This is a genomic window from Actinomadura rudentiformis (assembly GCF_008923185.1).
Classification (GTDB): domain Bacteria; phylum Actinomycetota; class Actinomycetes; order Streptosporangiales; family Streptosporangiaceae; genus Spirillospora; species Spirillospora rudentiformis.
The window spans coordinates 80,021-103,655 of the sequence record NZ_WBMT01000007.1 but is presented as its reverse complement, the minus strand read 5'-3'; the positions used below and the strand labels follow the sequence as shown (position 1 = coordinate 103,655).

Genomic DNA, 23,635 nt, shown 5'->3' with positions numbered 1-23,635 from the left:
AGCCGGCCACGCGGCCCTCTGTCCGGTCAATTACGGCTGGAGATCGCACTCTCCCTTCTTGATCCTTTCCCGAAGCAGCTGCCAACGGTCGGCGGAGATCTCCAGGTGGTTGCCCGGATCCATACTGTCTCGGACCCCGACCATGCCTGAGTTCAGCGACGCTGTTTCCACACAGGCGGCGGACTCGCCGCACGCCTTTCGCCAGGCGCCGGAACCTTCCCCACTCCTCATGCGGGCTCGGCCTCCTTGCTATGTGCCGGCCCATGACCGGTCCGGCACCCCACTGGACTGATAACCCTTTCTTAGGGGGCCGACGGAGGTGCTGTCTCGAACGTTTGTGCTCGTCCACTCACTCAAAGGCGCGCACGTGCGCGGAAGTCGGTGAATTCGAGGCATACAACGAAAGTATTGCGCGAGACTTGAGCTATGACGAGCGATGGCGGCGACTGCCAGGGCAAGATCCATCAAGACCTTCCATTTCCATACAATCAGGACATGTCATCCGTAATCACACATCTGGATCGACGGTCTCCCTCCAGTCGGCACCGACTGGCCAACGACCCGGTGACATCGGCCTACCTGGTGGCAGCCATCCGCCTTGCCAGTCGCCATCTCGGCCCCGATTCCGAGCGCACACCGACCGACCCCGAGGACGAGAACTCCATCACACGTCCACTCCTTAGTTTCCTGAGCCAGCGCGCCGTCGTAGCCGAGGTGGCAAATAATCCACCCCCTTTCCCTAAGCAAGGAACGGTGGGCGCGATGAGAGACAGATGGAAGTCGCAGTCGGATTTCCTGGCCGACCTGATCCAGTTCGTACTGTGGCACGGCCACCACGCAGCTGATTACTCAAGAAAGATGGCTGCGGGGGCGGAGGATCTGTTTGCAGGTCCGGACTTCGTCAGCGCCGTGCACTCTCTGGCCTACCTCAACATGCGAGATGCCATCAACCTGCCAGGCTCACGTCTTCGCTACGCGGCCATGATCACCGCTGAAGGCGATAAAGTGATCACTGAGGGCATCCGGGGTGGTTATGCAACCTTCCTGGAACCCTGGAAGGAGATTTATCGCGCCATGGCTCGAGCGCGTGGCCTCCAGCTCCGTCCAGGGGTGGAAATCGACGACTTCGCCAACCTGCTAGCGGCGATCGTCGATGGACTCACACTTCGCAGTATCGCCAATCCCAGCAATGATCTTGTCGATCACAAGCAAAAGCAGACGCTTCTGGGCGTAGGGGCCTTGGCGCTCCTCTACAGCATCTTCGAAAGAATGGACGAAGCGGATGGAATGTCTCTAGAGGAGGCAGTTAACGCCAGAATTTACGGGGCAAATTAAGGTGACTTGATCGAATGCCCACGTGCCATCCGTGACATGAACGTGGCTGGCTTCCCTCGTCTCGCGTGGCCCGACAGGGGCGAAGCCCGGCATCCGGATAGGTTTCCATGAAGGCGCATGCGAGGATGTGGCAGGCTCCAGCGGCAAAAAATGCCACGTCATCCCGGTCCCACGAGAGCAGTTGGTCCTGTCGCTCTGCGCTGGTGCGTCTGAAACGTGCGCTCGGGCGGTACATGCGTGGAAGCCTACGAGGGGCCAGCAAGCGCCGACCTTTCGACTTTCAGGAATAGCAACGCACAACGCCCACCGCGTTCTCCATGCATATGGAGCTGCTGGCATGTGCCTTGGGTGGGGGTTGTGCGCCGCTGTTGCTGTCGTCCTCGCCATCGTTCCCAAGACAGAACGGCCCTTCGGCACTCCGCCTTAGCCTCGGTCCGGAGTGCCCTTTCGCGCGAACGGCGAAACGCTGTTACAGACCGATTCGCGCGAAAGGTTCTCCGGTTCGCATAGGCTACGAAGCCCCTGCTTCGGGCGGCCCAACCCACCTGACCGCCCGTGCGGTTCAGTTGGGCGCCAGCGAGGATGATTCGGGGCTCTTTTCCACCTGGCTGCGGCGGCGTGTCGAGGCGATCGTCTGGACGCTCAAGCGCCAGTTTGGTCTGGAGCCGACTCCCCGCCGGGCCAAGGCCGGGGACCAGCGACGAATTACCGATTTATGGCTCACCAGGCGAAGTGCGGCTGCGATCTACAGCCACAGATCGCTGGGCGAGCTCTGTTAACTGTATCCGGCGAACTCTGTATAGTCGTTCCAGATCCAGCCTTTAACGCCAGTGCAGCAGTCCGAGTGCCACCACAGGTTTCCGGCATCGTTAACGCAACGCCTGTCGACACGGAAAAGCTGACGGGACGACCACGTGGCTATTACCCTGGATGACCCAGAATAGCTGGTGTGCACCTTGGCCCTGCCGACGATTACTCGCCTAATATGCGGCGCCACGTCCCTGCATGAGGCCATGATTTCGGCGCCCTTCTCGTCTGCCGCTGCGCTCGGAATGGAAATCACAGCAGGCGCCACAACCACTGTAATCGCCGCAGCCGCCATGGACAGGACTCGATTGCCCACCATTCGCATTTCGAGCTCCCTTCGGGGGATCTTGGGTGAGATGATCATCTGTCGACCATGATCGTCTGTCAAGACCTCATTTGAGGGTTCGTTCCCATGGCTCGTTTGACAGCAGCCTGGAGAAGGCGACTTCCCAAATTATCTTCCGCCAAACAAGCCCAAGGCTCTGGATTTCGAATCCACCCGGCGAGCGGCACCTGTGGGGACTTCTCCAATGCGCAACTGCCAGCATGATCTGGTGTACGGGGCAGAAATCATCAAGGGTCTGCTGAGCGAGGAGGTAACCCGGGCTCGAACGCGCCGATGAGGTCGCGCAGCCTTGCTGAACCTGGGCCCGGCACCGTCGGGTCACCGACAAGGGGCCTGCCGGAGCGGATTTCTTCGCCAGCCTTTACTCGCACCTGGTCCGGCCCGCCCGCCGCGAGGAGGGCGATCCGGGGGGGTCTTCCTCCCCTGGAACGCCACAGCGGCCGAGTCCCCCGGGCTGTGGGGCCAGCGAGCCTTTCCATTAGGGCGCCGTGTGACCCCGTCAAGGGCCTGACCTGCCTGAAAACGATCCCGGAGGACGAGCTTGAGGCGGCAATGATTAGTCCGGGAACCACCATGACGTCGCGCTAGTCGACGAAAACGGCGCCCTGGTCGCCAAGCACCGGATCGCCGAGACCGTTGAGGGCTTCAACGAGATGCTGGCCGACGCTGGCGACGGTGCTGGGAGCTGATCCCGGTGGCGACCGAGACGCCACGCAGCCTCCTGGCCGCCGCGCTGTGTGCCACAGGACGCAAGGTCCACTCAATCAACCCGATGGCCGTCGCCCGTTACCGTGAGCGCTATTCGTCCTCCGGCAAGAAGTCTGACCGCGCCGACGCGATGGTGCTGGTCAACATCTTGCGCACCGATGCGCACGTGCATCGGCCGCTGCCGGCCGATCTCGAACTCGTCCGCTCCATGCGGTGCTGGCCCGCGCCTGCCAGGACGTGACGTGGCGATGCACTCGCGCATCTAACGGGCTGCGGTCTCTACTGCGTGAGTACTACCCAGCCATTGTTCGACGGCCTGTACGAATACACCCGCCGCGCCATCCTGCTAGGACGAGACCCCGCCTGAGCACCGACCAGCTCGCCGCCTCCTTCGCCGAGCTGGGCCCGATCGAATACCTCTCACGTCCCAACGACGCGCAGAACGCGCACTGGCAAGACACCGTGCCCAGCCGTGACCTGCGCCAGGACTCCCTGTCCTCCACCCACCACGAGGCGGGCACCTTGTGGATGGGCGACGAGCCCGCCACCTCAGTGACCGACCCGACCGGCCGGATCTGGGAACTGGACAACCTCTATGCCGTCGGCCCCGCGCTGCTGCCCACCACCGGCTCGCCCAACCCCATGCTGTCCGGCGTGGCCCTTGCACGGCGCACCGCCGACAGCTCATCAAGGTGCCCGCCCCGCCCCAACCCGAGCCCGGTTTCAGCTACCTGTTCGACGGCATCACCAACACCTTCCAATGCTGGCGCAACGCCGGGTCCGGCGCGTTCGGGCTGCAAGACGGCCTCCTCATCGCCCAACCGGGCGACGACCACGGCATCCTGTTCTACGCCGCAGAGGCCTTCAACGACTTCGTGCTGCGGCTCCAGTTCCGCCTGCCCGGGCCCGTGGACGCCTTCGGCAAGGCCACCAGCAACTCAGGGGTGCTCCTGCGCTTCCGGTATCCACACGCCCGGTGGGACGAGGTGAACCGGCGAGAGCCTCGCGCAGCCGGCAACCCCGCCTGGGTAGCCGTGACCACCGGTTTCGAGGTCCAGATCGACGAGCAAGGCCGCCCGTTCTACTACGAGAAGCACCGCACGGGCGCCCTCTATGACATCCCCACCGGCCAGACGATCAACGGGCTGGCCGAGCCGGTGGAGCAGAAGTACAGCCCAGGGCCCGTGCTCCAGCCCGACAAGTGGTACGAGTTCGAGATCGAGGTGGTCGGCGACGCCTACACCGTCAGCCTGGGCGAGGTACAGGCCGGACAACAGACCGCCCACCTGCCGGTCACGTCCTTCACCAAGCCAGCTGACAAATACCTGGACCGCGGCCTTCCGGCGTCGGCCAAGACATCATCCGGCTACATCGGTCTCCAAGCCCACACCAGCAATGTCGCGTTCCGCCAGATCCGCACCAAACGGTTGTAACCCCAGGTCCGCTGACCACCCACCCGGACAGCGCCGCCGTGCCCAACTGTCTCACCCTCGGGCCAGAACCTGAGTGTCGTCGTCTCTCCTGCGAGCGTCGCCGGGAGTGCTATTAGGGGCAGTCGTTGCTGTCAGCTCTGGGCATGGGTGGGCGTGGCCGGATCTGGAGGATCACCTGTCCGGGTGCAGGTTCGCGGCGAGGCGGCCCGCCTCCCAGATGTCTGCGAGCGCTTGCAGGGCATCGCGGGTGGTCTCGGATACCTCGGAAGCGCGGGCGAGTGGGATGGCGAACTGGGCTGTGGCATAGATGCCGTGCGGGTCAGTGGAGGCCTCGGCCAGCAAGTCGCAGAACGTCTCGCTGTAGGGGAGCACTGTCCGAAGCTCACGGGCGTGGGCGAGGGCGGTCGTTGCCGCAGCCGTCAACGCCTGAGAGTGAGTCTCGATCCAATTGGCAAGTTCACGATCGCGTTGGGCCATGGCGCCCTCATCGATGCCGGAGCCTTCAAAAGTATGTCGGCCATTCATGCACCGACGGTACGTTATCGAGGGTCGGCGTCCCATACCTAAGAGGGCCCTACGCCCATGCACGATCAGCGCTCCGCTGTCCAATGGTTCCAGAGCGGAGCAGGTAGCCGAAGGCGTAGATCTGTTCTTGGTGTCGGTCACCGGCCCCGGTTACCGTAAGCCGATGCGCCGGACCTTTCGTAGCCCTTCCTTTCGTCTGCTCGTGGTCCTGATCGTGGAAATGCTCATGAGCTTGGTATGCGCCGTGGTCGACGCCCTCCCCCTGCCCGGTGCCCCAACGAACGTCCTTGTGGTGATCGTGGTGCTGGTGGGGCAGTGGCCAGCCGTCCGGGCTGTCACGGCCAGAGTGGTGGCCACACCGCAGGGGCTCACACATCACGGTTTATTGCGGACTTGCTTCATTCCCTGGGGAGAGATCTCGGAGATCACCCGGGAATCCAGACTTGACCCCTCGCCCGGCGGCGACTGGCCGGTCGTCGTGCTGAAGGGGCGGGCCCCCGACCGCTCACGTTCGAATCAGGTGAGGCTCTTTTCCCTCTACTGCTCCACAATGTCCAACGCTCGCTACACCACCGCCCGCGTGATGCGCATGACTCAGGAGCTGGAAAAGCTCCGGCGTATGTGGTCCGGTCCTCTCCCTTCTCCTGAGAACTAAAGCCCTGCGTGCATCGACGTTCTCGCGCGCAGACCGTCCGCAGTCGTAGCGTGGCTAGCATTCCCGACCCAGGTCGTGGTGTTGCGTCTCGCCGGGAGCTGCCCCTGGCGATATTTCGGAAATGCGTAAAGGCTCGCTGATGACCGCCACGCAACTGCTCAGCCCGCTATTTGAGGTCTAATCTTCGCGTTCGGTGCGTCGCGTGGGCGATGTCGAGCGGCGGTGAACTGGCCAGCATCACCTATCGGCGTGCATGGGACACTGCCCGCCAGACGGCGCTCAGCGAGGCCGAGTACGCCTCGCCGCTCGCCAAACGCCCGTACGACCTTCGCCACGCGTGCGTGTCCACCTGGCTCAACGGCGGTGTACCCGAGTGGGCCGGCCACAGTGTCGAGGTGCTGCTCCGGGTCTACGCCAAGTGCATCGAGGGCCAGGACGAGGCAGGCAAACGGCGCATTGAGCAGGCACTCAGGGGCGACTGAGTTCCGCACGTATTCCGCACGATCAACCGCAAACCGCCGGTGACAGCCGGACAGACGAGAACGACCCCCGACCGCGTAAGCGCTGGTCAGAGGCCATTTTCGCTGCTTAGAGAGGTGGGCAGGGGCGGGGTCGAACCGCCGACCTTCCGCTTTTCAGAAGTGGCCACTGCCCTGCCGCCGTCCCGTCCACCAAGGTCAGACGGCGCCTGAGGTGCGCTCGCGGTGCTGGTTGGTGGCCGCCGTTGCCGTCACACTCGGCCGTGGGATCACGCCCATTCGACGCGGATGAGGTATACCTCTCGTTGCTCTTCCAGGACGATGTAGGTTGCCAATCCGCGTTCGCCGAAGGTGTGAGTGAGCATGTTGGCGCGGGGGTTGGACGGGTTGAAAGAGTGTCCGCTCCATGGTGCAGTTTCCAGCAGCGTGAACAGTTCAGCGAGGGGACCCAGCGCTTCCTCGGGAACTGTGTTGATCTGCTCTTCGGCGATCAGGTCGAGGATGAGCTGATACACCTACCGTCCGCTTTCGCGCTCGGCCAGGACCTCGCGCCATGGCCTTCCCTGCGGGAGTGGCTCGCCGGCAAGTGCTCGCCCGGCCTGTGCATGCATGCGGCGACGTCCCTCTGCATCCCGTGTGGAGTCGCAGGCGGTGATCCACCAGCGGTGGATGAAGTCGTTCAGCGCTGCGAGATCCAGGCTGACGCGGACCTCGTCAAGGACGGCCTTGAGCCCGGTATCGAACGCTTCGCGGTCTTGGGCGACCACAAGTGCGGCACGGATGGCACGCAGGTTCTTCTCTGGCATGGGCGTGTTGCCAGAACCGTAGTCGTGCGGTTGCGCGGTCATCTGGGCCTCCTCGCTCCCTAGGAGCGTACCGAGCCTGACATGGGCCGAGGTAGCAACCCCGCGTGGGGATGACCGGGAGGCGCCCGAGTTCTGGGCAGGGTGACCGTCTGCTGTCCGGTCGCCGTCAAAAACGCCCCGGGTCTGGTGACTCCGGGGCGTTTGGGCTGCTTGGAGAGGTGGGCAGGGGCGGGGTCGAACCGCCGACCTTCCGCTTTTCAGGCGGACGCTCGTACCGACTGAGCTACCTGCCCATGACGCGCGTACGCGCCTGGCGGTCCTGACGGGATTTGAACCCGCGGCCTCCACCTTGACAGGGTGGCGAGCACTCCTAACTGCTCCACAGGACCTTGCTTGTCAGAGCTTAGCTGCTCTGGTGGTGTCTCCTGACCGGCTGGGCCGTTCTTGGCGACGTCCGAGAGCATACGCGATGGCTGAGGTGGGCGCCAACTTGATTCCGGGCAGGCGGGCGGCGCGGAGGCCGGGGACCTGATCTTGCCTGCGTCGTCACGGAGCACGTGTTGGTGGTGCGTGCTTTAAGGAACGGGCACGCCACCGGGTTGCGGATCTAGCGCGCCCTTGATCGACACCCACGGAGCCGCAGCGGCCAACCCATCGGTGTGCCTGAAGACGGTCGGGCGTGGCTTCGCCGCCTCAGGTCGCTCCGCACCACTCCAGCTTGTTGAGTCAGGGGCCGATAGGTACTCCGAGGTAGAAGTACACGCGGATGGTCTGGAACAGGGAGGCGATGATGCGTCGTCGCCAAGAGCCAAAGCCAGCTGACCTCGCGCTTGTTGATCAGGTTGGGTGGCAGCGGTGGTTGGCCGTTGTGGCGGCGGAGGCGGTGGCCGCTGCGCCTGGGAGCGACCGGCCCAGCGGCCTGATCGTCTGGGTGCCGGGACCTCGGATGCTGATCAGCTTGGGCGCGGCCACGTGGCGGGTTGCTGGAGCGGGGGCAACGTGAGGCGTGGCGTGGTAGATCCACGAATTACTGACTGAAGGCGTTGGGGGTGCGGTTTTGTCGTCGCGGCGTCTCCGAAGGGCTGTGGGGCTGGTCGGCGGGGGTGTGGGGCGCCCCGGTGATGTTTGTTGGGGCGCCCCGATTGGTCAGGCGGCTAGGCGGCCTTCTCGTAGTTCTGCGCGAGTGCCGGTGAATCCGCTCCGGAAGCGGCGGTCGTGTGAGACCACCAGCAGCGATCCCTTGTACGAGTCGAGGGCTTCTTCTAGTTCCTCGATCAAGGCAAGGGATAGGTGGTTGGTGGGCTCGTCCAGGATCAGGAGGTCTGCTGGACGGGTTACCAGGCGGGCCAGTTCTAGGCGGCGGCGCTGGCCGATGGATAGGGCCGATGCTGGTCGTTCCAGGTCTTCTTCGCGGAAGAGGCCCAGTTTTAGCAAGGTGTCGGCGTGGTCGGCGGCGGTGCCGGGGAGGCCTTCGGCGAAGAGGGCTAGGACGTTGCGCCGGGACTTTTCGATTGGTAGCTCCTGGCGCAGGTAACCGATTCTTTTTGGCCGCTTCACTTTGCCGTGGTCCTGGGCCAGATCCCCGGCCAGGACGCGGAGCAGCGTTGTTTTGCCTGCGCCGTTCGGGCCGGTGAGCAACATCCGTTCGCCTGGCGCGAGTTTGAACTCCTCGATGTCCAGTCGGCCGGAGACCTTGACCTCCGTCAGTTCTGCGGTGAGCCCGTCGCCCTTGCCGCCCTCAATTTGGGCAGTAAAACGGAGCGGGTCTGGCGGGCGTGGGACTGGGTTGTCGTGGAGACGTTGCAGGCGTTCGCGGGCGTTGCGGATCAGGGCGGACACGCCGCCCTCGTGGGAACGGCGGTGGCGACCCGACATGCGCTGTTCCCGGTTGACCGGTCCTAGCGATCCGAGTCGTTCGGCGCCGGACTCGGCCAGTTGGGTCTGCCGGTCGATCTCACTGAGCCATTCCGCGTACTCCTGTTCCCAGCGTCGGCGAGCGGCGGCCTTCCCGGTCAGGTAGCCGTTCCATCCGTTGCCGTAGCGGGTGACGGTATGCCGGTCGACCTCCAGGATCGCGGTTGCGAAACCTTCGAGGAACGCTCGGTCGTGGGTGACCGTGACGACGGTGCCCCGGTGTGCCTGGAGTTGCCCTTCGAGCCACGTCACGGCCTGCTCGTCTAGGTGGTTGGTCGGCTCGTCCAGTAGAAGGAGTTCGGGTGCGGCTGCCAGGACGCAGGCCAGCCCTAGCCGTGACTGCTCGCCGCCGGACAGGCTGCCCAGTACGCGGTCGCGGGTGATGTGCGCCAAGCCGAGGTTGTTCATCGCCGCATCTACGCGGGCGTCGGCCTCGTATCCTCCGCGTGCCTCGTACGCCGTGAGCAGGTCGCCGTATGCGGCCATCTCCTCTGGAGACGCGTCGGCCATGGTGGCTTCGGCTTCTCGCATGCGTTGTTCCAGCTCGCGCAAGTCGGCGAGGGCATGGTCGATCGCGTCGGCCACGGTTAGCTCGGGCGCCAGGTCGAGCGTCTGGCCTAGGTGGCCCACGCCGCCAGCGGCCATGACGGTGATGTCTCCGGTGTCGGGTTTCTCCTCGCCGGCCAGCAGCCGGAGCAACGTGGACTTCCCGGAACCGTTCTCTCCGATGACACCGACCTTTTCGCCGCTGCGTACAGAGAGGGTGACGTGTTCGAGTACGACTCGGCCCTCGTACGCCTTCGTTACGTCCTTGAGGCTGAGCTGGGAAGTTTCGGTGTGTTGTGGGCGGTGGCGGGTCATGGTGTCGACCTCCAGATGCTTGCTCCCGGCCGCCTCTGCCATGCAGGCAGGGCAGGGCCAGGAAGGGACCTTGATCAGGACTGATCCCGCTCACCGGGCCGGTGCGACACCTCTGGGCGCGTACGGACATCTCACGGCGCGTACGGATACCACAGGGCGTGGTTCGAAGGCGCGCCTAAGGGATGCGAAGAAAATGAGGTCCCGGCAGCGGGGCGAAGGGGACGCGACACGACACGATGCACCGCGTGGTCATGCTGAGAGCAGGCATGCTCGACCGCGCCCGACGCGTGCAATCAGAACGCCGCGTCAGCGCGGGAGGTCAGTAGAACCAGATCCCCACGGGACCGGCGCCAGAACAACTCATAGCCGCAATTATACCGCTATACCCTCTGTACTCTCTGTGACGGTGGTCATAACCCCAGGGTGTTCGCGGGCTTTGCGTTCTATCGTGAGATCGTCCTGTGTTGTGACCGGGGTGTGGTGCGACCGGCGAGGCGGTGACAGTGACGGGCAAGGCGGTGGCACGCAGGCTCGGTGCCCGGTTGGACACTCTCCCCAGCGTTCCGCGCACGATGCTCGAAGTCCGCGTGCGGTGGGTGCTTCTCTGCGTCGTCGGCGTCGCCAATGTGGTCGGGGCGCTGGTGGTGCTGCTGTTCGCGTTGTTCGTGGTGCCCGACCCGCCGATGTCCGACAGTGACCTCACGCACGCCCGGCTGGTCAACGTGATCGCGTTCTTCAGCTATCCGGTGCTCGCGGTTCCGGTGGCGCTGGCGCTCGGCTTCCGGCTGTGGCGTCCGGTCGTACGGCTCGTACGGGAGGGTGGCACGCCCGACCGGCAGCAGCGGCGCGCTGTGTTGCTCGGACCGCTCCGGGTGACGCTCGTGATGGGGACGTTGTGGGCGCTCGGCGCGCTCGGCATCGCGGTCCTGGACCTGGTGATGTTCACCGTCCGGCTCGCGGTGAAGACAGGGCTCACGTCCCTTCTCGGCGCCGCCACCACGTGCACGATCGTCTATCTGCTGTCCGAACGGCTGCTGCGACCGGCGGCCGCGCTCGTCCTCACCACCGAGCATCCACGCTGGGTCAAGCTTCCCGGGGTCACGACGCGGGTGATGCTGGCCTGGGCCCTCGGCACCGCGATACCGGTCTTCGGGCTGGTCTGCGTGGCCATCGGGGCCCTCGCCGCCGGAGGCATCGGCACCACCCAGCTGGCGATCACCATCCTCGGGCTGGGAGGCACGGCGCTGCTCGTCGGCATGGCGGTCACTTATCTGGCGACGCAGGCGATCGCCGACCCCATCAAGACCGTGCGCAAGGGCATGGCCAGGGTCGAACGCGGCGATCTGGAGACCGAGATCGAGGTGTACGACGCCAGCGAGGTCGGGCAGCTCCAGTCCGGGTTCAACCACATGGTCACCGGGCTGCGCGACCACGAACGCCTGCGTGACCTGTTCGGACGGCACGTGGGCGAAGAGGTCGCGGGCCTCGCGCTGGAGAACGGCCATGTCGAACTGGGCGGTGAGACCCGTGAGGTCTCGGTGCTGTTCGTCGACCTCACGGGCTCGACGCGGCTGGCCGAGACGCACGCGCCCGACGAGGTGGTGACGCTGCTCAACCAGTTCTTCGGTGTCGTGGTCGAGACGGTCAACGGCCACGGCGGATGGATCAACAAGTTCGAGGGTGACGCCGCGCTCGCCATCTTCGGCGCGCCTACCGACGTGGAGGACTCGGCCGGTGCCGCGCTGGGCGCCGCCCGCGAGCTGTCGTTCCGGCTGCGTACGGAGGTCCCGCAGGTGGACGCCGGGATCGGAGTATCGGCAGGGCCCGTCGTCGCCGGCTACATCGGTGCCGAACAGCGCTTCGAATACACGGTCATCGGCGACCCGGTGAACGAGGCCGCGCGCCTCAGCGACCTGGCGAAGGTCGCGCCGGGCCGCGTCCTCGCCTCGGGCACCGTGCTTGAGCTGGCGCACCTCTCCGAGGCCGACAAATGGGACCTCGGAGAGTCGGTGACTCTGCGAGGGCGGAGCCGTCCGACGCGGCTGGCCGCGCCCCGACTGCCCCTCCTGCCCAAGGTCATCGCACCGGGCGCCGTCGAGAGCGAACGGATCCGGCGGCGGTTCCGGAGACCCCGCGTTCGGAGGCGGCTGCGGCGGGCGATCCGCGCGAGCCATGAAGCCGGGGCTCGTTCGCGCACCCAAGTCCCCAAAACACGTAAATCCTCTGAAATTCCCGAGTCACCCGAATCGCCGGGGTCGGTATCGGATCAGTCAGACAAATAAGGTCACCAGGAGTACACGACCTGCTATCGCGTTGTTACTTCGCTTTCATCGTGCGCAACAAAACTTGACAGGGACGGTTCCTCTCCCTGTTCGAGGTGACAATGTTCCAACGGCTCGGTTTTCCCCTCGCCGCCGCCGTGGCCGCCACGACCCTCCCGCTCCCTACCGCAGACGCCACCCCCGCCAACGCTCCCGCGACACCCGCAACGCAGACGACATCGGTCAACGCCGCCAGAGTGGCCAAGGCCGCCAACGCCGCGAAGGCCACTCGCAAGATCGCCAACGTCGCACACCGTGGTGCTTCCGCTGCCGCTCCCGAGAACACGATCGCCGCGACCAAACTGGCCCGGACGAAGCGCGCCGATCTTTTCGAGATCGACGTGCAGGAGACCAAGGACCACAAGCTCGTGCTCATGCACGACACCACGCTGGCCCGTACGACCAACGTGGAGTCGGTGTTCCCGGGCCGGTCACCGTGGCGGGTCTCCGACTTCACGCTCGCCGAGATCCGCAGGCTCGACGCGGGCTCGTGGTTCAGCTCCAGATACAGGCGCGAGCGCGTGCCGACCCTCGGCGAAACGCTGCGTGTCATGAGGAACAGCGGCCTCGGCCTGCTCCTGGAGATCAAGGCGCCCAGCCGCTATCCCGGGATCGAACGCCGCATCGCGCACGAGCTGTTCCGCAACCCTTCGTGGCTCCGGCACGATCCACGAGAGCGACGGCTCATCGTCCAGTCGTTCGACTTCACTTCCGCGCGCCGCTTCAACCGGCTCCTTCCGAAAGTGCCGATCGGGCTGCTCGGCAGGCCGTCGACCGCCCAGTTGCCCGCGCTCTCCCGGTGGGCCGACCAGATCAACCCGCGATATTCGGGCCTCACCGCCTCCTACGTGAAGAGCATCCATCGCTACAAGATGGAGGCCTTCACCTACACGATCGACGACTCCGCCAAGATGCGCCGCGCCCTCAAGCTCGGTGTGGACGGCATCATCACCAACAAGCCCGACGTACTCAACCGAGTCCTCCGCGAACGTTAGACCAGCCATACGACGGACCGGCCGTACGACGGACCGGCCATGTGACGGACCGGCCACACGACTGACCGGCGTCACAAGAGACCGGTGACACGACTAACCGGTGACACGACTGACCGGCCACGCGACGGACCGACTTTACGACAGGCCATCGACACGACAGACAGGGACACGACAGACAGGGACACGACAGACCAGCTACACGACAGACCACGTATACGACAAACCAGGGACACGACGACGGGCCTTCCGGTGGGAGATCTCGACGGTTAGCGTCGGGGCATGAGCAGGGTGCACGACATGGGCGGGCAACTCGGCTTCGGTCCCGTACCGGTGGTCGTGGGCGGCGAGCCCGCGTTCCATGCCGCCTGGGAGGCCCGCGTCTTCGCGCTGAGCTCGGTGCTCCTGCGCGCCGGCGCGTACAACGTGGACGAGTTCCGGGACGCCATTGAACGCATCCCGCCGGAGACCTACCTGCGCACGTCCTACTACGAGCGCTGGCTCATGGCCATCGAAGACCTGCTGGAGGCGAAGGGCCTTGCCTGATCCACGGGCGGCCTTGCCTCAGGCCCAGGACCAGCCCTCGTCCGCCGCGTTCACGTTGGGCGACAGGGTCCGCGTACGCGCCGTCGATCCCGAGCATCACACCAGAGTCCCGCGCTATGTACGCGGTCAGCTGGGCGAGATCGTTCACTCGCACGGTGCCGCGCCGCTGCCGGACGACCGGGCACGCGGGATCGAGCCGCCGCGTGTGGAGACCGTCCATGTCGTACGGTTCGCGGCACGCGACCTGTGGGGCGTCGGGGACCATACCGTCGCCGTCGACCTCTGGGAGTCGTACCTTGAGCCATGCTGAGGGAGGCAACTCCGAGAGCCATGCCGATCTGCCGGTCGCGGCGCGGGTGCGCAGGCTGGAAGAACGCGTCGTCGCCGCAGGGCTGACGACCGACGCGGATCTGGACGCGTACCTCACCAAGTTCCTTGAACGCGCCTCGCCCATGAACGGCGCACGGCTCGTGGCACGTGCGTGGACCGACCCGGCGTTCAGGGAACGGATGCTCGCCGACGGCAACTCGGCCGCCGCCGAGCTCGGGGTCGGCTCGGCCGATCCCGCCCGCCAGGGTTTCCAGCTGAGGGTCGTCGAGAACACCGCCACCGTGCACAACGTGGTCGTTTGCACGCTCTGCTCCTGCTATCCACTGGCGCTGCTCGGGCCGTCCCCGTCCTGGTACAAGAGCCATGCCTACCGGGCCCGCGTGGTCCGCGAGCCGCGCGTTGTGCTCGCCGAGTTCGGGCTGGAGCTGCCAGAGGAGCTGGAGATCGCGGTCTGGGACTCCAACTCCGAAGCGCGTTACATGGTGCTGCCACGCCGGCCGGACGGGACTGCGGATCTGGACGACGAGGCCCTCACCCGGCTGGTCACCCGCGAAGGGCTCATCGGAACGGCGCTCGTCTGACCCCTCGCGGCGAGTGATCCCTCGTGACCAGGTGACGAACCGGTTCTTTGCCTTCTCCTGGTCGGTATGTGGGGAGGTCGGGGTGCAGGCCTGCCTGCAGGGTGGTTGTCTCACCCTCGGGAGGTCGAGTGGTCGGCGAACGGCGATGGTCCATCCGGGTGCGCATGACGCTGACAGCCGGGGCCATCGCGGCCCTGGTCTGCGGGGGCGTCAGCATGCTCGTGCTTCTCGGCGTCCGCGGCCAGGTGGAGGACTTCGAACGGGAGAAGACGATCTCCGCGGCCCTTGAGGTGGTGCATCTCATCAAGCGAGACCGGCTGCCGGCGGTGCTGCCACGGGGTGAGACGGCCGGGCTGCAGGTCCTGAACGCCAAGGACCAGGTCGTCTCGCTGTCCGCCAACCTGAAGGGCCACCCGCCGATCGCCTCGTTCAAGCCCTCCGAGCAGAGTGTCTACACGATCCGGATGCTCTGCCCGCCGGCCGGGCTCAAGGGCTGCATGCAGGTGGTGGCGTTCCGGGTCTACCAGCCGGACGGGGACTGGACGATCTACGCAGCCGGCGACGTCATCCCGTGGTACGTCAGCTCGAACCTCGTCGTCTTCCTGCTCTGCCTCTCGGTGCTCCTGGTGCTGATCACCGTCGTCGGCTGCTGGCGGACGGTGGACCAGACCCTCGCCCCGGTGGACGCGATCCGGGCGAAGCTCGCGGAGATCACCGCGACAGAGTCCGGTCGCCGCGTGCCCGTACCGCCCAACCAGGACGAACTCAGGGCCCTCGCCGAGGCCGCGAACGCCACGCTCGACCGTCTCGACGCCGCGATCGAACAGCAGCGCCGCTTCACCTCCGATGCCTCGCACGACCTGCGCAGCCCGATCACTGCGGCGCGTGCCCAGGTCGAGGACGCGCTGCTGCATCCCGATGACACCGACTGGCCGGAGGTCGGCCGGGCGGTGCTCACCAGTCTCGATCGGCTCCAGGACATCGTCTCCGACCTCCTCGAACTGGCCAGGCTCGACGCCGGCGCAGCCCGGGAAGGCAGCGATCTGGTCGATCTCGCCGACCTGGTCGACGCCGAGGTCTCGAGATCGCCGCGGACCAAGGAGATCGTCACCGAACTCGAACCCGGCGTGACGGTGCGCGGTGACCGGTTGTGCCTGGCGCGGCTGCTGACGAACCTGCTCGACAACGCCGAACGGCACGCGACGAGCACAATGCAGGTCGTTGTCGGGGTGGACGGGGACTCGGCGATCCTGGAGGTGACCGACGACGGCGCGGGCATCGCGGCCGGCGACCGGGAGATCGTCTTCCAGCGTTTCACCCGGCTCGACGCCGCCCGCAGCCGCGACGCGGGGGGCACAGGCCTCGGTCTCCCGATCGCCCGACAGGTCGCCCTCGCCCACAACGGCACCCTCCGTATCGAAGACAGCGCCCGCGGCGCCCGCTTCGTCCTCCGCATCCCGCGCAGCGACTGACCCCGACGCAGCATCCCCGCGTGTCTGACATGGGCCTCACTGCGTCGGGCGGCACCGGCAACGTCACCGCGGGCCTCCCCGTGGGACTCACCTAGGCCTCGCCGCGCAGGCCTCACGTGGGCCTTGCCGCGGCGCCTCGCCGTGTGCCCCACCGTGTGCGTCACCTGGGCCTCGCCGCAGGGATTCACCGCTGGCCTCGCCGCGGGCTTCACGTGCGCCTTGCCGCAGGGACTCGCCGCGGGCTTCACCTGGGCGTCACCGTGGGCTGCACTTGGGTGTCACCGTGGGCCTCAACTGGGCGTCCCTGCGGGCCTCATGTGGGCGTTAGTTTGCCGGCGCGGGCCTTACGTTTCAGGGAAGGTGGTGGCCCATGTGGTCCAGGCGTCGAGCCAGGCGCTTTCGGCTGAGCGGATGTCGCGATGCCGCCGTCTGAGCTCCTCGGGGGACGCCTCCGTGCCGCCCAACTGCCGTGCGAGTCCTGTCGTCCGTACGGCCCAGGCGTGGTGCCATGATCGTTGGGCTGGCCGGCTGCGTACGCGCTCGGTCAACCCGCTCCAATACAGCAGCGTCTCGGTGACGGCGGCCTCACGCAGTCGCTCGTCAGCGAACCAGACTGCCTTCTCCTGTAGTTGGGTGAGCTGGTTGACCAGCGCGGTGACCGCCGCGTTCGCCTCCTCCCGGCTCTGGTCGGACAACCGCATCTGCGCCCGCACCGCCGCATCCCACATATCGCCGTACCGCTCGGGCAGAACGCCGCGGAACCGGCGCCCCCGCCGATCCCGGCCCCGGTCACGGCTTCGGGACGCGAACTCAGCCGTCTGCTCCAGGCATGCCCGGACGAGCGTCCGATGCGCGTTGGCAACGTCGACAGGCTGTTCCGAAGCGTGGTCTGGAGGTCCGGCGTGGTCCGATGGCCTGGCCGGGACGCGGCTCCGCAGCGCGGTCATATAGTCCCGGCGCCCGCTCAAGAACACCTCGGGATCGGTGACCTTGACCAGCCGGATGCCGTCCAACTCCCAGTCGCGAGCGGTCACCGTCACCTGGCGTCCCTCGTACACGCAGCGCGCCGCCCACAACCGCGCACCGGCCCTGACCAGAACCGCTGACAGGCCAGCCCCTTCGACGACCAGTCGCGTGTCTTCGGCGGGGCCGTCCACGTCGGACCGGTCACCTATCCGATCAAGCTCCTGCTCCAGTAGGTCGCGCAGGTCGTCGGGCCATACGTCCCGCCCCGCCGGGATGGATGCCGTCTGCACCTGGATCAGCGGGCCACCAGAACGCATCGGATCGCCGTACGAGAACCCCACCTCGCGCAACTCCCCGTTCGTGATCGAGACGTCGCCGAGCATCCGTGGCCCGGGCAGGGCAGTGGATTCGGCGAGGGCGAGCAGGGGCCAGTCGCAGCTGCGGATCCGCTCGTCGAGCTCGATCTGAAGCCGCTCCCATCGCTCCTCCCACTCGGGGGACGGAGGCATGAGCTCCATCCTCCGAGTGTGTCACCCCTTGCGCCCGCCACCACCCCTTGACCTGCTCTCGAACGGGATGGTGGGCTCGGACCATGCCCGGAAACCCGACAGCGCAGGAACTCTTCGACGAGCTCGCGGCCGAACAGCTCACGCGGCCCGATGTCACCGTCGGCAAGATGCTGCAGAGCGACTCACTCCAGCTCAACGGCAAGTCGTTCGCGTTCGTGTCCAAGGAGCGGCTCTTCCTCAAGGTCCCCGCGGCGCGCGTGGACGAGCTGGTCGGCAAGGGCGAGGGGGAGAACTGCGTGCTCGGCGGACGGCGCATGCGCGAATGGGTCGTGGTGCCCGCGACGGGCACGCCCGAAGACCGCACCCGCTGGCGCGCGCTGCTCGCTGAGTCCGCCGCGTTCATCGCCGCCCTCACCGATCCGACCCGAAAGGCCCACTGACCAGGCGGCACAGGTCAATGGGCATGCGAGACAGCCCCCAGCGGTGGTCGGCGGCGTGCGTGGCGGCCGTCTGCGGTGGTGAGGCGGCGGCCATCGGTGGCGGGGCGGGCCTCACCGGTATGCGCGTCGGGCCTCAGCGGCGGCGCGGCAGCCGTTAGCGGCGTGCGCGGCGGCCGTGTGCGGTGGGGGGTGGGCCTCAGCGGCGTGGTTAGCGGCTGTGAGCGGCGTATGTGGCAGGCTTCACCGGCTTGCGTTGCGGGCCTCAGCGGTGTGCGAGGCGGTAGGAGTCGGCTTCGCGCCATAGGAGTAGGTCGCCGGACGCCCAGGCGTCGCCCTGGAGCATTGACTGTTTGCCGGTGCGCAGGTCGTAGACCAGCGACCGGGCGGAATCGGTGTCCTGGTGGGACGCCGAATAGACCACGAGGCCATCGCCCACGGTGATCCGTGTGCCGTATTCGGCTTTGCGTGCGTAGGGCAGCCCGTGGACGGTCCGGCGTGCGCCGGAGTGGAGGGTGTGCACGGTCAGCGTGTCGCCGGATGCCCAGGCGAGCGTGTCCGGGCCCGCACCGAACACGGCGGACGAATCGGCGTCCGTCCGGATCGTGGTCTTGGCGCCCGTCCGGACATCCACCTGTTCGACCAGGCCGCTCGACCCCGGGCGGACGAACGCGTAAGGGTGGGCGAACGCCTCCAGCGTGGCCTTCACCGGCAGCCTCCGGGGCTCGCCCTCGCAGCCGTTCGCCACGATCAGCTCGCCACGGTCGGGATCACTCCACACGATCACGTCCTTGCCGGCGAAGAACGGCTCGCGGCCGTCCCAGCGTGCCTTGAGAGTGTTCGCCCGGCCGCTCTTACCGGCGGGCAGGCACTTCAGCGTCTCGCGTTCAGGCCACACGCGCCCGGATCCGCCCACGGCCATGAGCCAGAGGAACGGAAGCGACCCGGACGGGGTGTCCGAGACGTGCTCCGCCGACGCGCCGCCGGGCTTGATCTGCCACACACCCGGGCGTGGATCGACGAAGCCGTCGCTGTCGATGGTCACCGCCCCGCCGAGCACCGTCCCGTCCGGGCCAAGCGCCATCGCCTTGAACCGGTCGCCACCTGGAAGCCTCCGCGAGATCGTCGCCACGGCCGGCTGCGGTGACACGGTGACCGCCTGGGTCACCGACGAGTTCGGCTCGGGAGAGGTCTGCTCCCTCACGGAGATGACGATCACCGGAATGGCCAGCGTGGCGCCCGCGCCGACCGCCACGGCGGCGGCCAGCTGGTGCCGCCGGCGGCGGCGGTGCCCGGCCCGGGACACGATCCGGGCCCCCAGCCCGGACGGCGGCCGCTCGTCGCCGCCGGCGGTCCGCAGGTGTTCGGCGACCTTGAGCTCGAACTCATCCACGGGACTCCTCCTCGGCGGTCACGGTGGTGCGCAGCTTGGCCAGGGCACGGGCCGCCTGGCTGCGCACGGTGCTGGGGGAGCAGCCGAGCACCTGTGCGATCTCCGGGTCGCTGAGCTGGTCGACGTACCGGAGCACCAGGACGCCTCGCATGCGCGGGCCCAGCCCGGCCAGCGCCGCCGCGAATCCGGCGTCGCCCGTCACCCGGTCGAGGCCGTGGTCGGCGACCGGCCGGTCCGGCGGGTCGGGCGTCAGCTCCTCGCGTCCCCACCGCCGGCGCCGGTTGGCGACGAGCCGCACCATCGTCATGCGCACGTAGCCCTCGGGGTCGTCCTTGCGCTGTACCCGCCGCCAGCTCGCGCCCGTACGGGTCAGCGCCTCCTGGACCAGGTCCTCGGCGTCGTGCCGGTTGCCGGTCAGCACGCGCGCATACCGGTAGAGCGCGGGCAGTCGGTGTTCGACGAACTCCTCGAACGGCCCCAGATCCGGCTGCGGCACGGCTTACCTCCCTATAGCCAGGGACACCTCACACCGCCGTTCTGCTGCATGCCATCTTCCGCCGATTCCAAGGCGGGTGAACGCCCACCGCGCCGACTGCACCTCACCACCGTGCGAACCGCGCCAATCTGCGCGCCAACTCGCACGTCACCAGCGCGCCATCGCGTGCGCCGATCTAGGTGCTCATCGGTGCGTCGGCCTCGGCGCCAGGCGGCGCAAAACTGCATGTCGATCTGCGTGTAACTGTGTGCTGGCCCGCGCACCAATCTGCGCGTTACCAGTGGGCCTACCCGCGCGCCACCGCGCGCCAACCTGCTTGCCGGCCAGCGCCGGTCTGCGGGCTGACCTGTGGACGGGCTTGACCTTGATCTGGGTGCTCAACGCGGATCTGGGCGTTCGTTTACAGATCGACGACGGTGCCGGCTCGCTTGGTGCGGGCCAGGTCGACGATTCTGGCTGCGGCGGCTGTGTCCTGGACGCCCAGGCCGACGCTGTTGAAGAAGATGATGTCTTCGGGCGTGCGCCGGGCGGTGGCCAGGCCGGCGGTCACTCGGCCCAGCGGCAGCAGATCGGCCTCGGCCAGGTCGCCGTCACGCAGGGCGCTGACCACCGGGCCCGCCTGTTCGGCCGCGGTGGCCACGTCGTCGACCACGATTGCGGCGGCGCGTGCCAGTACCTCGGCGTCGACTTCGGAGTGGTCGGGCGTGAACGAGCCGACGCTGATCACGGTGCAGCCCGGTGACAACCACGCGCCGCGTACCACCGGCTGCTCGCTGGTCGTGCAGGCCGCGACGATGTCGGCTCCTTCGACGGCCTCCTGGGCGCTTCCGGCGACGTTGAAGGAGAGTCCCAGTTCCTTTTCGAGACTGGCCGCCAGCGCCGTGGCCGACGCGGCCGTGCGGGAGTAGAGGCGGATCTCGCTGAGGGTGCGGACGGCGGCGATCGCCCGTACATGGGCCTGCCCCTGGACGCCGCAGCCGATGATCGCCAGCCGTGACGCGTCCGTGCGGGCCAGATGGTCCACGGCGACCGCGCTCGCGGCGGACGTGCGCAGCGTCGTGACCGATGTGCCCTCGATGATCGCGACGGGACGGCCGGTGGTCTCGTCCAGCACGGTCACCATCGCCGAGACGCTGGGCAGACCGCGCTCGCCGTTGCCGGGGTTGACGCTGCCGAACTTGGCGACCGGGCCGGTCCCCGGCAGCTGGGAGACGTAGCAGAACGCGACGTCATCGCCGGAGGGCAGCAGTGACCGGGGCGCGAGGAGCGCCTCCTCCCGGCCGAGGGCGGTGAACGCGGCGCGTTGCGACTCGATCGCCGTGCCGACGTCGAACACCGCGTGCACGTCGGCCGCTGACAAGAGGAGAACGTCGGTCATACAAGGTCATCCTCACGATCCGGCGCCGCACTGCCAAGAGCGGGAGGCCAAACGGTGCTTATCGATCCCTGTACGAGATCGCGCGCTTGCTCATCTCGACGGGAGGTACCCGCACGTCACAGGCTCAGAACGCGCACCAGACCCTCCGCCTCGCTCAGTCCGTGGCCTGTAGCAGTTTGCGGGCGGCTTGTTCGATGTCGGTCTCGGACAGGAGGACGTGGTACGCGGCGTCGCCCAGGGGGATGATGCTGTCCTCGCTGGTCACCCGTGCTGTACGCCCCTCGAAACCTCCATCGGACAGGGCTGCCAGCACGCCCTCTGAGACGCCGCCGCTGCGGCGGGTCTCGTCGGCTACGAGGACGTGTCCGGTGGCGCGTGCCTCTCGGAGCAGGTCCTCGGCCGGGAGGGGGGATAGCCATCGGAGGTCCAGGACGCGGGCATTGATGCCGGACTCGGCCAGGGTACGGGCGGCTCGGAGGCTCATCGGGAGTCCGTTGGCGAACGTCACGATGGTGAGGTCTGTGCCGGATCCATGGGTACGGGCGCGTCCCAGTTCGACGGGCTCCTCTGGGGCCGCCAGCCACTCTTCGTCGCCCTCCTCGTAGAGGTCACGTGTGTGGTAGAGCGCGATCGGCTCCAGGAAGACGCAGATCCGCCCGTTGGTCTTGGCCTCCGCGACGCAGGTCCGCAGCATCCCCGCCGCGTCCGCCGGCCTGGACGGCGACGCGATGATCAGCCCCGGGATGTCCCTGAGGGCCGCGATGGCGTTGTCGTTGTGGAAGTGGCCGCCGAACCCCTTCTGGTAGGCGTAGCCGGCGATCCGCACCACCATGGGGTTCCGGTATTGCCCGTTCGAGAAGAACGACAGGGTGGCCGCCTCGCCTCGCAGCTGATCGGCGGCGTTGTGCAGGTACGCCAGGTATTGGATCTCCGGCATCGGCACGAAGCCCGAGACGCCCGTTCCCAGCGCCAGTCCCAGAATGGCCTGCTCATCGAGCAGCGTGTCGAAGACGCGCGCGGCTCCGTGGCGCTTGAGCAGCCCCCGCGTCACCCCGTACACCCCGCCCTTCCGCGCGACGTCCTCCCCGAAGACCAGGAGTTCCGGAACGCTCGCCAGCAGGTCATCGAGAGTCCGGTTGATCGACTGTGCCAACGTCAGCGCTTGTTGTGAGGGCTTGCTCGGGGGTGTCATCGCGGGCCGGGGCGGCGCCAGAGGAGCCATCACCTCGCGCGCCGACCTCAACCGCGGCACCTGCGCGACCTCCGCCGCGATCGCCATGACCTCGTCGCGCTTGGTCTCGTAGAGGGCGATGATCTCGTCCGGGGTGGCGACTCCGTGATCGACAAGGAGCTTGGCCGTACCCAGCAGGGGGTCTCCCGCCTGCTCGGCGGCGATCTCCGCCGGAGTTCGGTAGGCCGACTCCACGTCCGACCCGGCGTGGCCCATCAGCCGCACGGTCTTGAGGTGGAGGAACGCCGGGCGCCGCTGCTCCCGCACGAACTTCACGGCCTCCTGGGCGACCACGTACGCCTCGGCCAAGTTGCGTCCGTCGGCGGCGAAGTACTCCAACCCTTGGCGTGATCCGTACGCGGATCGGATCCACCCCTGGGGAGTGCGCACACTGATCCCGATCCCGTTGTCCTCGCAGACGAACAGAAGCGGCATGGGCAATCCCTGATATCCGCAGTGCACAGCCGCGTTGATGGCTCCGGTGGCCGTCGAGTGGTTGGCTGAGGCGTCCCCGAAGCTGCACACGGCCACGGCTTCTTTGCCCCACGGGTTTTCGACGCCGACTCGTCTCGACCGTTCGATCCCGAAGGCCACGCCGACCGCACGGGGGAGATGTGACGCGATCGTGGACGTCTGCGGGATGACGCCCAGCGAGTGGCTGCCGAAGACCTTGTGCCGCCCGCCCGCGATCGGCTCCTCGGCCGCCGCGACCACTCCCAGCAGCACATCCCGCAGGGCCCGATGCCCCGGCACCTGCCGGGCCCGCTCCAGGAAGAACGCCCCGGACCGGTAATGCAGCAAGGCCGGATCGCCCGGCCCCGTCGCGGCGGCCACTGCCACGTTCCCCTCGTGGCCCGACGATCCGATCGTGTAGAACCCCCGGCCCCGCGACTGCAACCACCGAGCCGCTAGATCGAGATGCCGGCTCCCCAGCTGCGCGTCGAAGAGCTCCAGGCATCGTTCGCTCGGAAAAGGCAAATGACCATGCGGTGCGACGGGCTCCAGGGCCGCGACCGTCTCCGCGAAATAGGCATCGGTGGACATGCTTCAGAGCATCGGCCTGATCCCCCGGACCAGCCAAGTGCAAGGAGACCACGATCTTCTTAACGTTCCT

At 67.2% G+C, this 23,635-nt stretch carries 22 protein-coding genes, 2 tRNA genes and 1 pseudogene; 13 read left to right on the top strand and 12 right to left on the bottom strand.

From position 1 onward, the window contains the following. Positions 1-30 precede the first annotated feature (30 nt). On the bottom strand, positions 31-231 hold the full coding sequence (locus F8566_RS16165) for a DUF397 domain-containing protein (RefSeq protein WP_151561065.1): 201 nt from the start codon (positions 229-231) through the stop codon (positions 31-33). A 195-nt stretch (positions 232-426) separates the two neighbouring features. On the opposite strand from F8566_RS16165, the gene F8566_RS16160 reads away from it, so the two are divergent. The 4 genes and pseudogenes from F8566_RS16160 (at position 427) to F8566_RS16150 (ending at position 4,629) form a co-directional block, all read left to right on the top strand. Further along, positions 427-1,335 (top strand): hypothetical protein, encoded by a 909-nt coding sequence (locus F8566_RS16160; RefSeq protein ID WP_151561064.1) that lies wholly within the window; start codon positions 427-429, stop codon positions 1,333-1,335. Positions 1,336-3,182: 1,847 nt separating this feature from the next. Next, positions 3,183-3,437 (top strand): IS110 family transposase, encoded by a 255-nt coding sequence (locus F8566_RS51215; protein WP_225993233.1) that lies wholly within the window; start codon positions 3,183-3,185, stop codon positions 3,435-3,437. Continuing rightward, positions 3,410-3,850, top strand: a pseudogene (locus F8566_RS52945) (GMC oxidoreductase); the annotation flags it as partial. The gene F8566_RS51215 and the pseudogene F8566_RS52945, both read left to right, overlap by 28 nt. Before the next feature lie 38 nt (positions 3,851-3,888). Beyond that, positions 3,889-4,629: a 3-keto-disaccharide hydrolase gene (locus F8566_RS16150; RefSeq protein WP_192809696.1), complete on the top strand. Its 741-nt coding sequence runs from the start codon at positions 3,889-3,891 to the stop codon at positions 4,627-4,629. Between the two features lie 171 nt (positions 4,630-4,800). Here the strand turns inward: F8566_RS16150 and F8566_RS16145 are convergent, their stop codons facing one another. Next, positions 4,801-5,154 (bottom strand): hypothetical protein, encoded by a 354-nt coding sequence (locus F8566_RS16145; RefSeq protein ID WP_151561062.1) that lies wholly within the window; start codon positions 5,152-5,154, stop codon positions 4,801-4,803. 202 nt (positions 5,155-5,356) lie between these two features. Here F8566_RS16145 and F8566_RS16140 point away from each other — a divergent pair, with 202 nt between their 5' ends. Beyond that, a complete protein-coding gene (locus tag F8566_RS16140; RefSeq protein WP_151561061.1) occupies positions 5,357-5,809 on the top strand; it encodes a PH domain-containing protein in 453 nt (150 codons plus the stop codon). Between the two features lie 209 nt (positions 5,810-6,018). Then, positions 6,019-6,291, top strand: a complete 273-nt coding sequence (locus tag F8566_RS16135) for a site-specific integrase (RefSeq protein ID WP_318836413.1) — start codon at positions 6,019-6,021, stop codon at positions 6,289-6,291. A gap of 266 nt (positions 6,292-6,557) precedes the next feature. Here F8566_RS16135 and F8566_RS16130 read toward each other — a convergent pair whose 3' ends face one another. From F8566_RS16130 to abc-f, 5 genes are all read right to left on the bottom strand, one after another. Continuing rightward, the gene (locus tag F8566_RS16130; protein WP_151561060.1) at positions 6,558-6,803 is read right to left on the bottom strand and encodes a hypothetical protein; all 246 of its coding nucleotides are present in this window, start codon (positions 6,801-6,803) and stop codon (positions 6,558-6,560) included. Next, positions 6,804-7,136 carry a DUF6247 family protein gene (locus F8566_RS16125; protein ID WP_151561059.1) on the bottom strand — a complete coding sequence of 111 codons (333 nt, stop codon included), beginning with the start codon at positions 7,134-7,136 and terminating at the stop codon, positions 6,804-6,806. 177 nt (positions 7,137-7,313) lie between these two features. Further along, positions 7,314-7,387, bottom strand: a tRNA-Phe gene (locus tag F8566_RS16120). A gap of 18 nt (positions 7,388-7,405) precedes the next feature. After that, positions 7,406-7,483: transfer RNA gene (locus F8566_RS16115), tRNA-Asp, on the bottom strand. 757 nt (positions 7,484-8,240) lie between these two features. Then, a complete protein-coding gene (abc-f, locus tag F8566_RS16110; protein ID WP_151561327.1) occupies positions 8,241-9,869 on the bottom strand; it encodes a ribosomal protection-like ABC-F family protein in 1,629 nt (542 codons plus the stop codon). A gap of 503 nt (positions 9,870-10,372) precedes the next feature. Between abc-f and F8566_RS16105 the strand changes: the two genes are divergently transcribed. The 6 genes from F8566_RS16105 to F8566_RS16085 all read left to right on the top strand — a co-directional run bounded on the left by F8566_RS16105 (position 10,373) and on the right by F8566_RS16085 (position 16,111). Further along, positions 10,373-12,151, top strand: coding sequence for an adenylate/guanylate cyclase domain-containing protein (locus tag F8566_RS16105; RefSeq protein WP_225993232.1), 1,779 nt, complete (start codon positions 10,373-10,375; stop codon positions 12,149-12,151). 101 nt (positions 12,152-12,252) lie between these two features. After that, positions 12,253-13,185: a glycerophosphodiester phosphodiesterase gene (locus tag F8566_RS16100; protein WP_151561058.1), complete on the top strand. Its 933-nt coding sequence runs from the start codon at positions 12,253-12,255 to the stop codon at positions 13,183-13,185. Positions 13,186-13,464: 279 nt separating this feature from the next. Further along, positions 13,465-13,728 (top strand): SH3-like domain-containing protein, encoded by a 264-nt coding sequence (locus tag F8566_RS51205; protein ID WP_225993231.1) that lies wholly within the window; start codon positions 13,465-13,467, stop codon positions 13,726-13,728. Beyond that, positions 13,721-14,038, top strand: a complete 318-nt coding sequence (locus F8566_RS51200) for an SH3-like domain-containing protein (protein ID WP_225993230.1) — start codon at positions 13,721-13,723, stop codon at positions 14,036-14,038. The genes F8566_RS51205 and F8566_RS51200 overlap by 8 nt, the downstream gene beginning before the upstream one ends. Continuing rightward, positions 14,025-14,639, top strand: a complete 615-nt coding sequence (locus tag F8566_RS16090; protein WP_225993229.1) for a nitrile hydratase subunit alpha — start codon at positions 14,025-14,027, stop codon at positions 14,637-14,639. Before F8566_RS51200 ends, F8566_RS16090 begins: the two co-directional genes overlap by 14 nt. A gap of 164 nt (positions 14,640-14,803) precedes the next feature. Continuing rightward, on the top strand, positions 14,804-16,111 hold the full coding sequence (locus tag F8566_RS16085) for a sensor histidine kinase (protein WP_151561056.1): 1,308 nt from the start codon (positions 14,804-14,806) through the stop codon (positions 16,109-16,111). A gap of 344 nt (positions 16,112-16,455) precedes the next feature. On the opposite strand, the gene F8566_RS16080 is transcribed toward F8566_RS16085, so the two are convergent. Next, a complete protein-coding gene (locus tag F8566_RS16080; RefSeq protein WP_151561055.1) occupies positions 16,456-17,595 on the bottom strand; it encodes a hypothetical protein in 1,140 nt (379 codons plus the stop codon). 74 nt (positions 17,596-17,669) lie between these two features. Between F8566_RS16080 and F8566_RS16075 the strand changes: the two genes are divergently transcribed. Then, positions 17,670-18,026, top strand: coding sequence for a hypothetical protein (locus F8566_RS16075; protein WP_151561054.1), 357 nt, complete (start codon positions 17,670-17,672; stop codon positions 18,024-18,026). A gap of 262 nt (positions 18,027-18,288) precedes the next feature. On the opposite strand, the gene F8566_RS16070 is transcribed toward F8566_RS16075, so the two are convergent. From F8566_RS16070 to F8566_RS16055, 4 genes are all read right to left on the bottom strand, one after another. Then, the gene (locus F8566_RS16070) at positions 18,289-19,416 is read right to left on the bottom strand and encodes a hypothetical protein (protein ID WP_151561053.1); all 1,128 of its coding nucleotides are present in this window, start codon (positions 19,414-19,416) and stop codon (positions 18,289-18,291) included. Continuing rightward, entirely contained in the window at positions 19,409-19,912 is a 504-nt protein-coding gene (locus F8566_RS16065) for a SigE family RNA polymerase sigma factor (RefSeq protein WP_151561052.1), read from the bottom strand. Before F8566_RS16065 ends, F8566_RS16070 begins: the two co-directional genes overlap by 8 nt. A 400-nt stretch (positions 19,913-20,312) precedes the next feature. Continuing rightward, complete coding sequence (locus F8566_RS16060; RefSeq protein WP_151561051.1) at positions 20,313-21,290, bottom strand: ornithine cyclodeaminase family protein; 978 nt, start codon at positions 21,288-21,290, stop codon at positions 20,313-20,315. Between the two features lie 154 nt (positions 21,291-21,444). Further along, a complete protein-coding gene (locus F8566_RS16055) occupies positions 21,445-23,565 on the bottom strand; it encodes a thiamine pyrophosphate-dependent enzyme (protein ID WP_151561050.1) in 2,121 nt (706 codons plus the stop codon). Between the last annotated feature and the right edge of the window lie 70 nt (positions 23,566-23,635).

Coding starts and splice junctions, on each gene's coding strand:
- F8566_RS16165 (WP_151561065.1), bottom strand. CDS start 231: ATGAGGAGTGGGGAAGGTTCCGGCGCCTGGCGAAAGGCGTGCGGCGAG.
- abc-f (WP_151561327.1), bottom strand. CDS start 9,869: ATGACCCGCCACCGCCCACAACACACCGAAACTTCCCAGCTCAGCCTC.
- F8566_RS16075 (WP_151561054.1), top strand. CDS start 17,670: ATGCCCGGAAACCCGACAGCGCAGGAACTCTTCGACGAGCTCGCGGCC.
- F8566_RS16085 (WP_151561056.1), top strand. CDS start 14,804: ATGACGCTGACAGCCGGGGCCATCGCGGCCCTGGTCTGCGGGGGCGTC.
- F8566_RS16160 (WP_151561064.1), top strand. CDS start 427: ATGACGAGCGATGGCGGCGACTGCCAGGGCAAGATCCATCAAGACCTT.
- F8566_RS16080 (WP_151561055.1), bottom strand. CDS start 17,595: ATGGAGCTCATGCCTCCGTCCCCCGAGTGGGAGGAGCGATGGGAGCGG.
- F8566_RS16100 (WP_151561058.1), top strand. CDS start 12,253: ATGTTCCAACGGCTCGGTTTTCCCCTCGCCGCCGCCGTGGCCGCCACG.
- F8566_RS16145 (WP_151561062.1), bottom strand. CDS start 5,154: ATGAATGGCCGACATACTTTTGAAGGCTCCGGCATCGATGAGGGCGCC.
- F8566_RS16125 (WP_151561059.1), bottom strand. CDS start 7,136: ATGACCGCGCAACCGCACGACTACGGTTCTGGCAACACGCCCATGCCA.
- F8566_RS16055 (WP_151561050.1), bottom strand. CDS start 23,565: ATGTCCACCGATGCCTATTTCGCGGAGACGGTCGCGGCCCTGGAGCCC.
- F8566_RS16060 (WP_151561051.1), bottom strand. CDS start 21,290: ATGACCGACGTTCTCCTCTTGTCAGCGGCCGACGTGCACGCGGTGTTC.
- F8566_RS16135 (WP_318836413.1), top strand. CDS start 6,019: ATGTCGAGCGGCGGTGAACTGGCCAGCATCACCTATCGGCGTGCATGG.
- F8566_RS51205 (WP_225993231.1), top strand. CDS start 13,465: ATGAGCAGGGTGCACGACATGGGCGGGCAACTCGGCTTCGGTCCCGTA.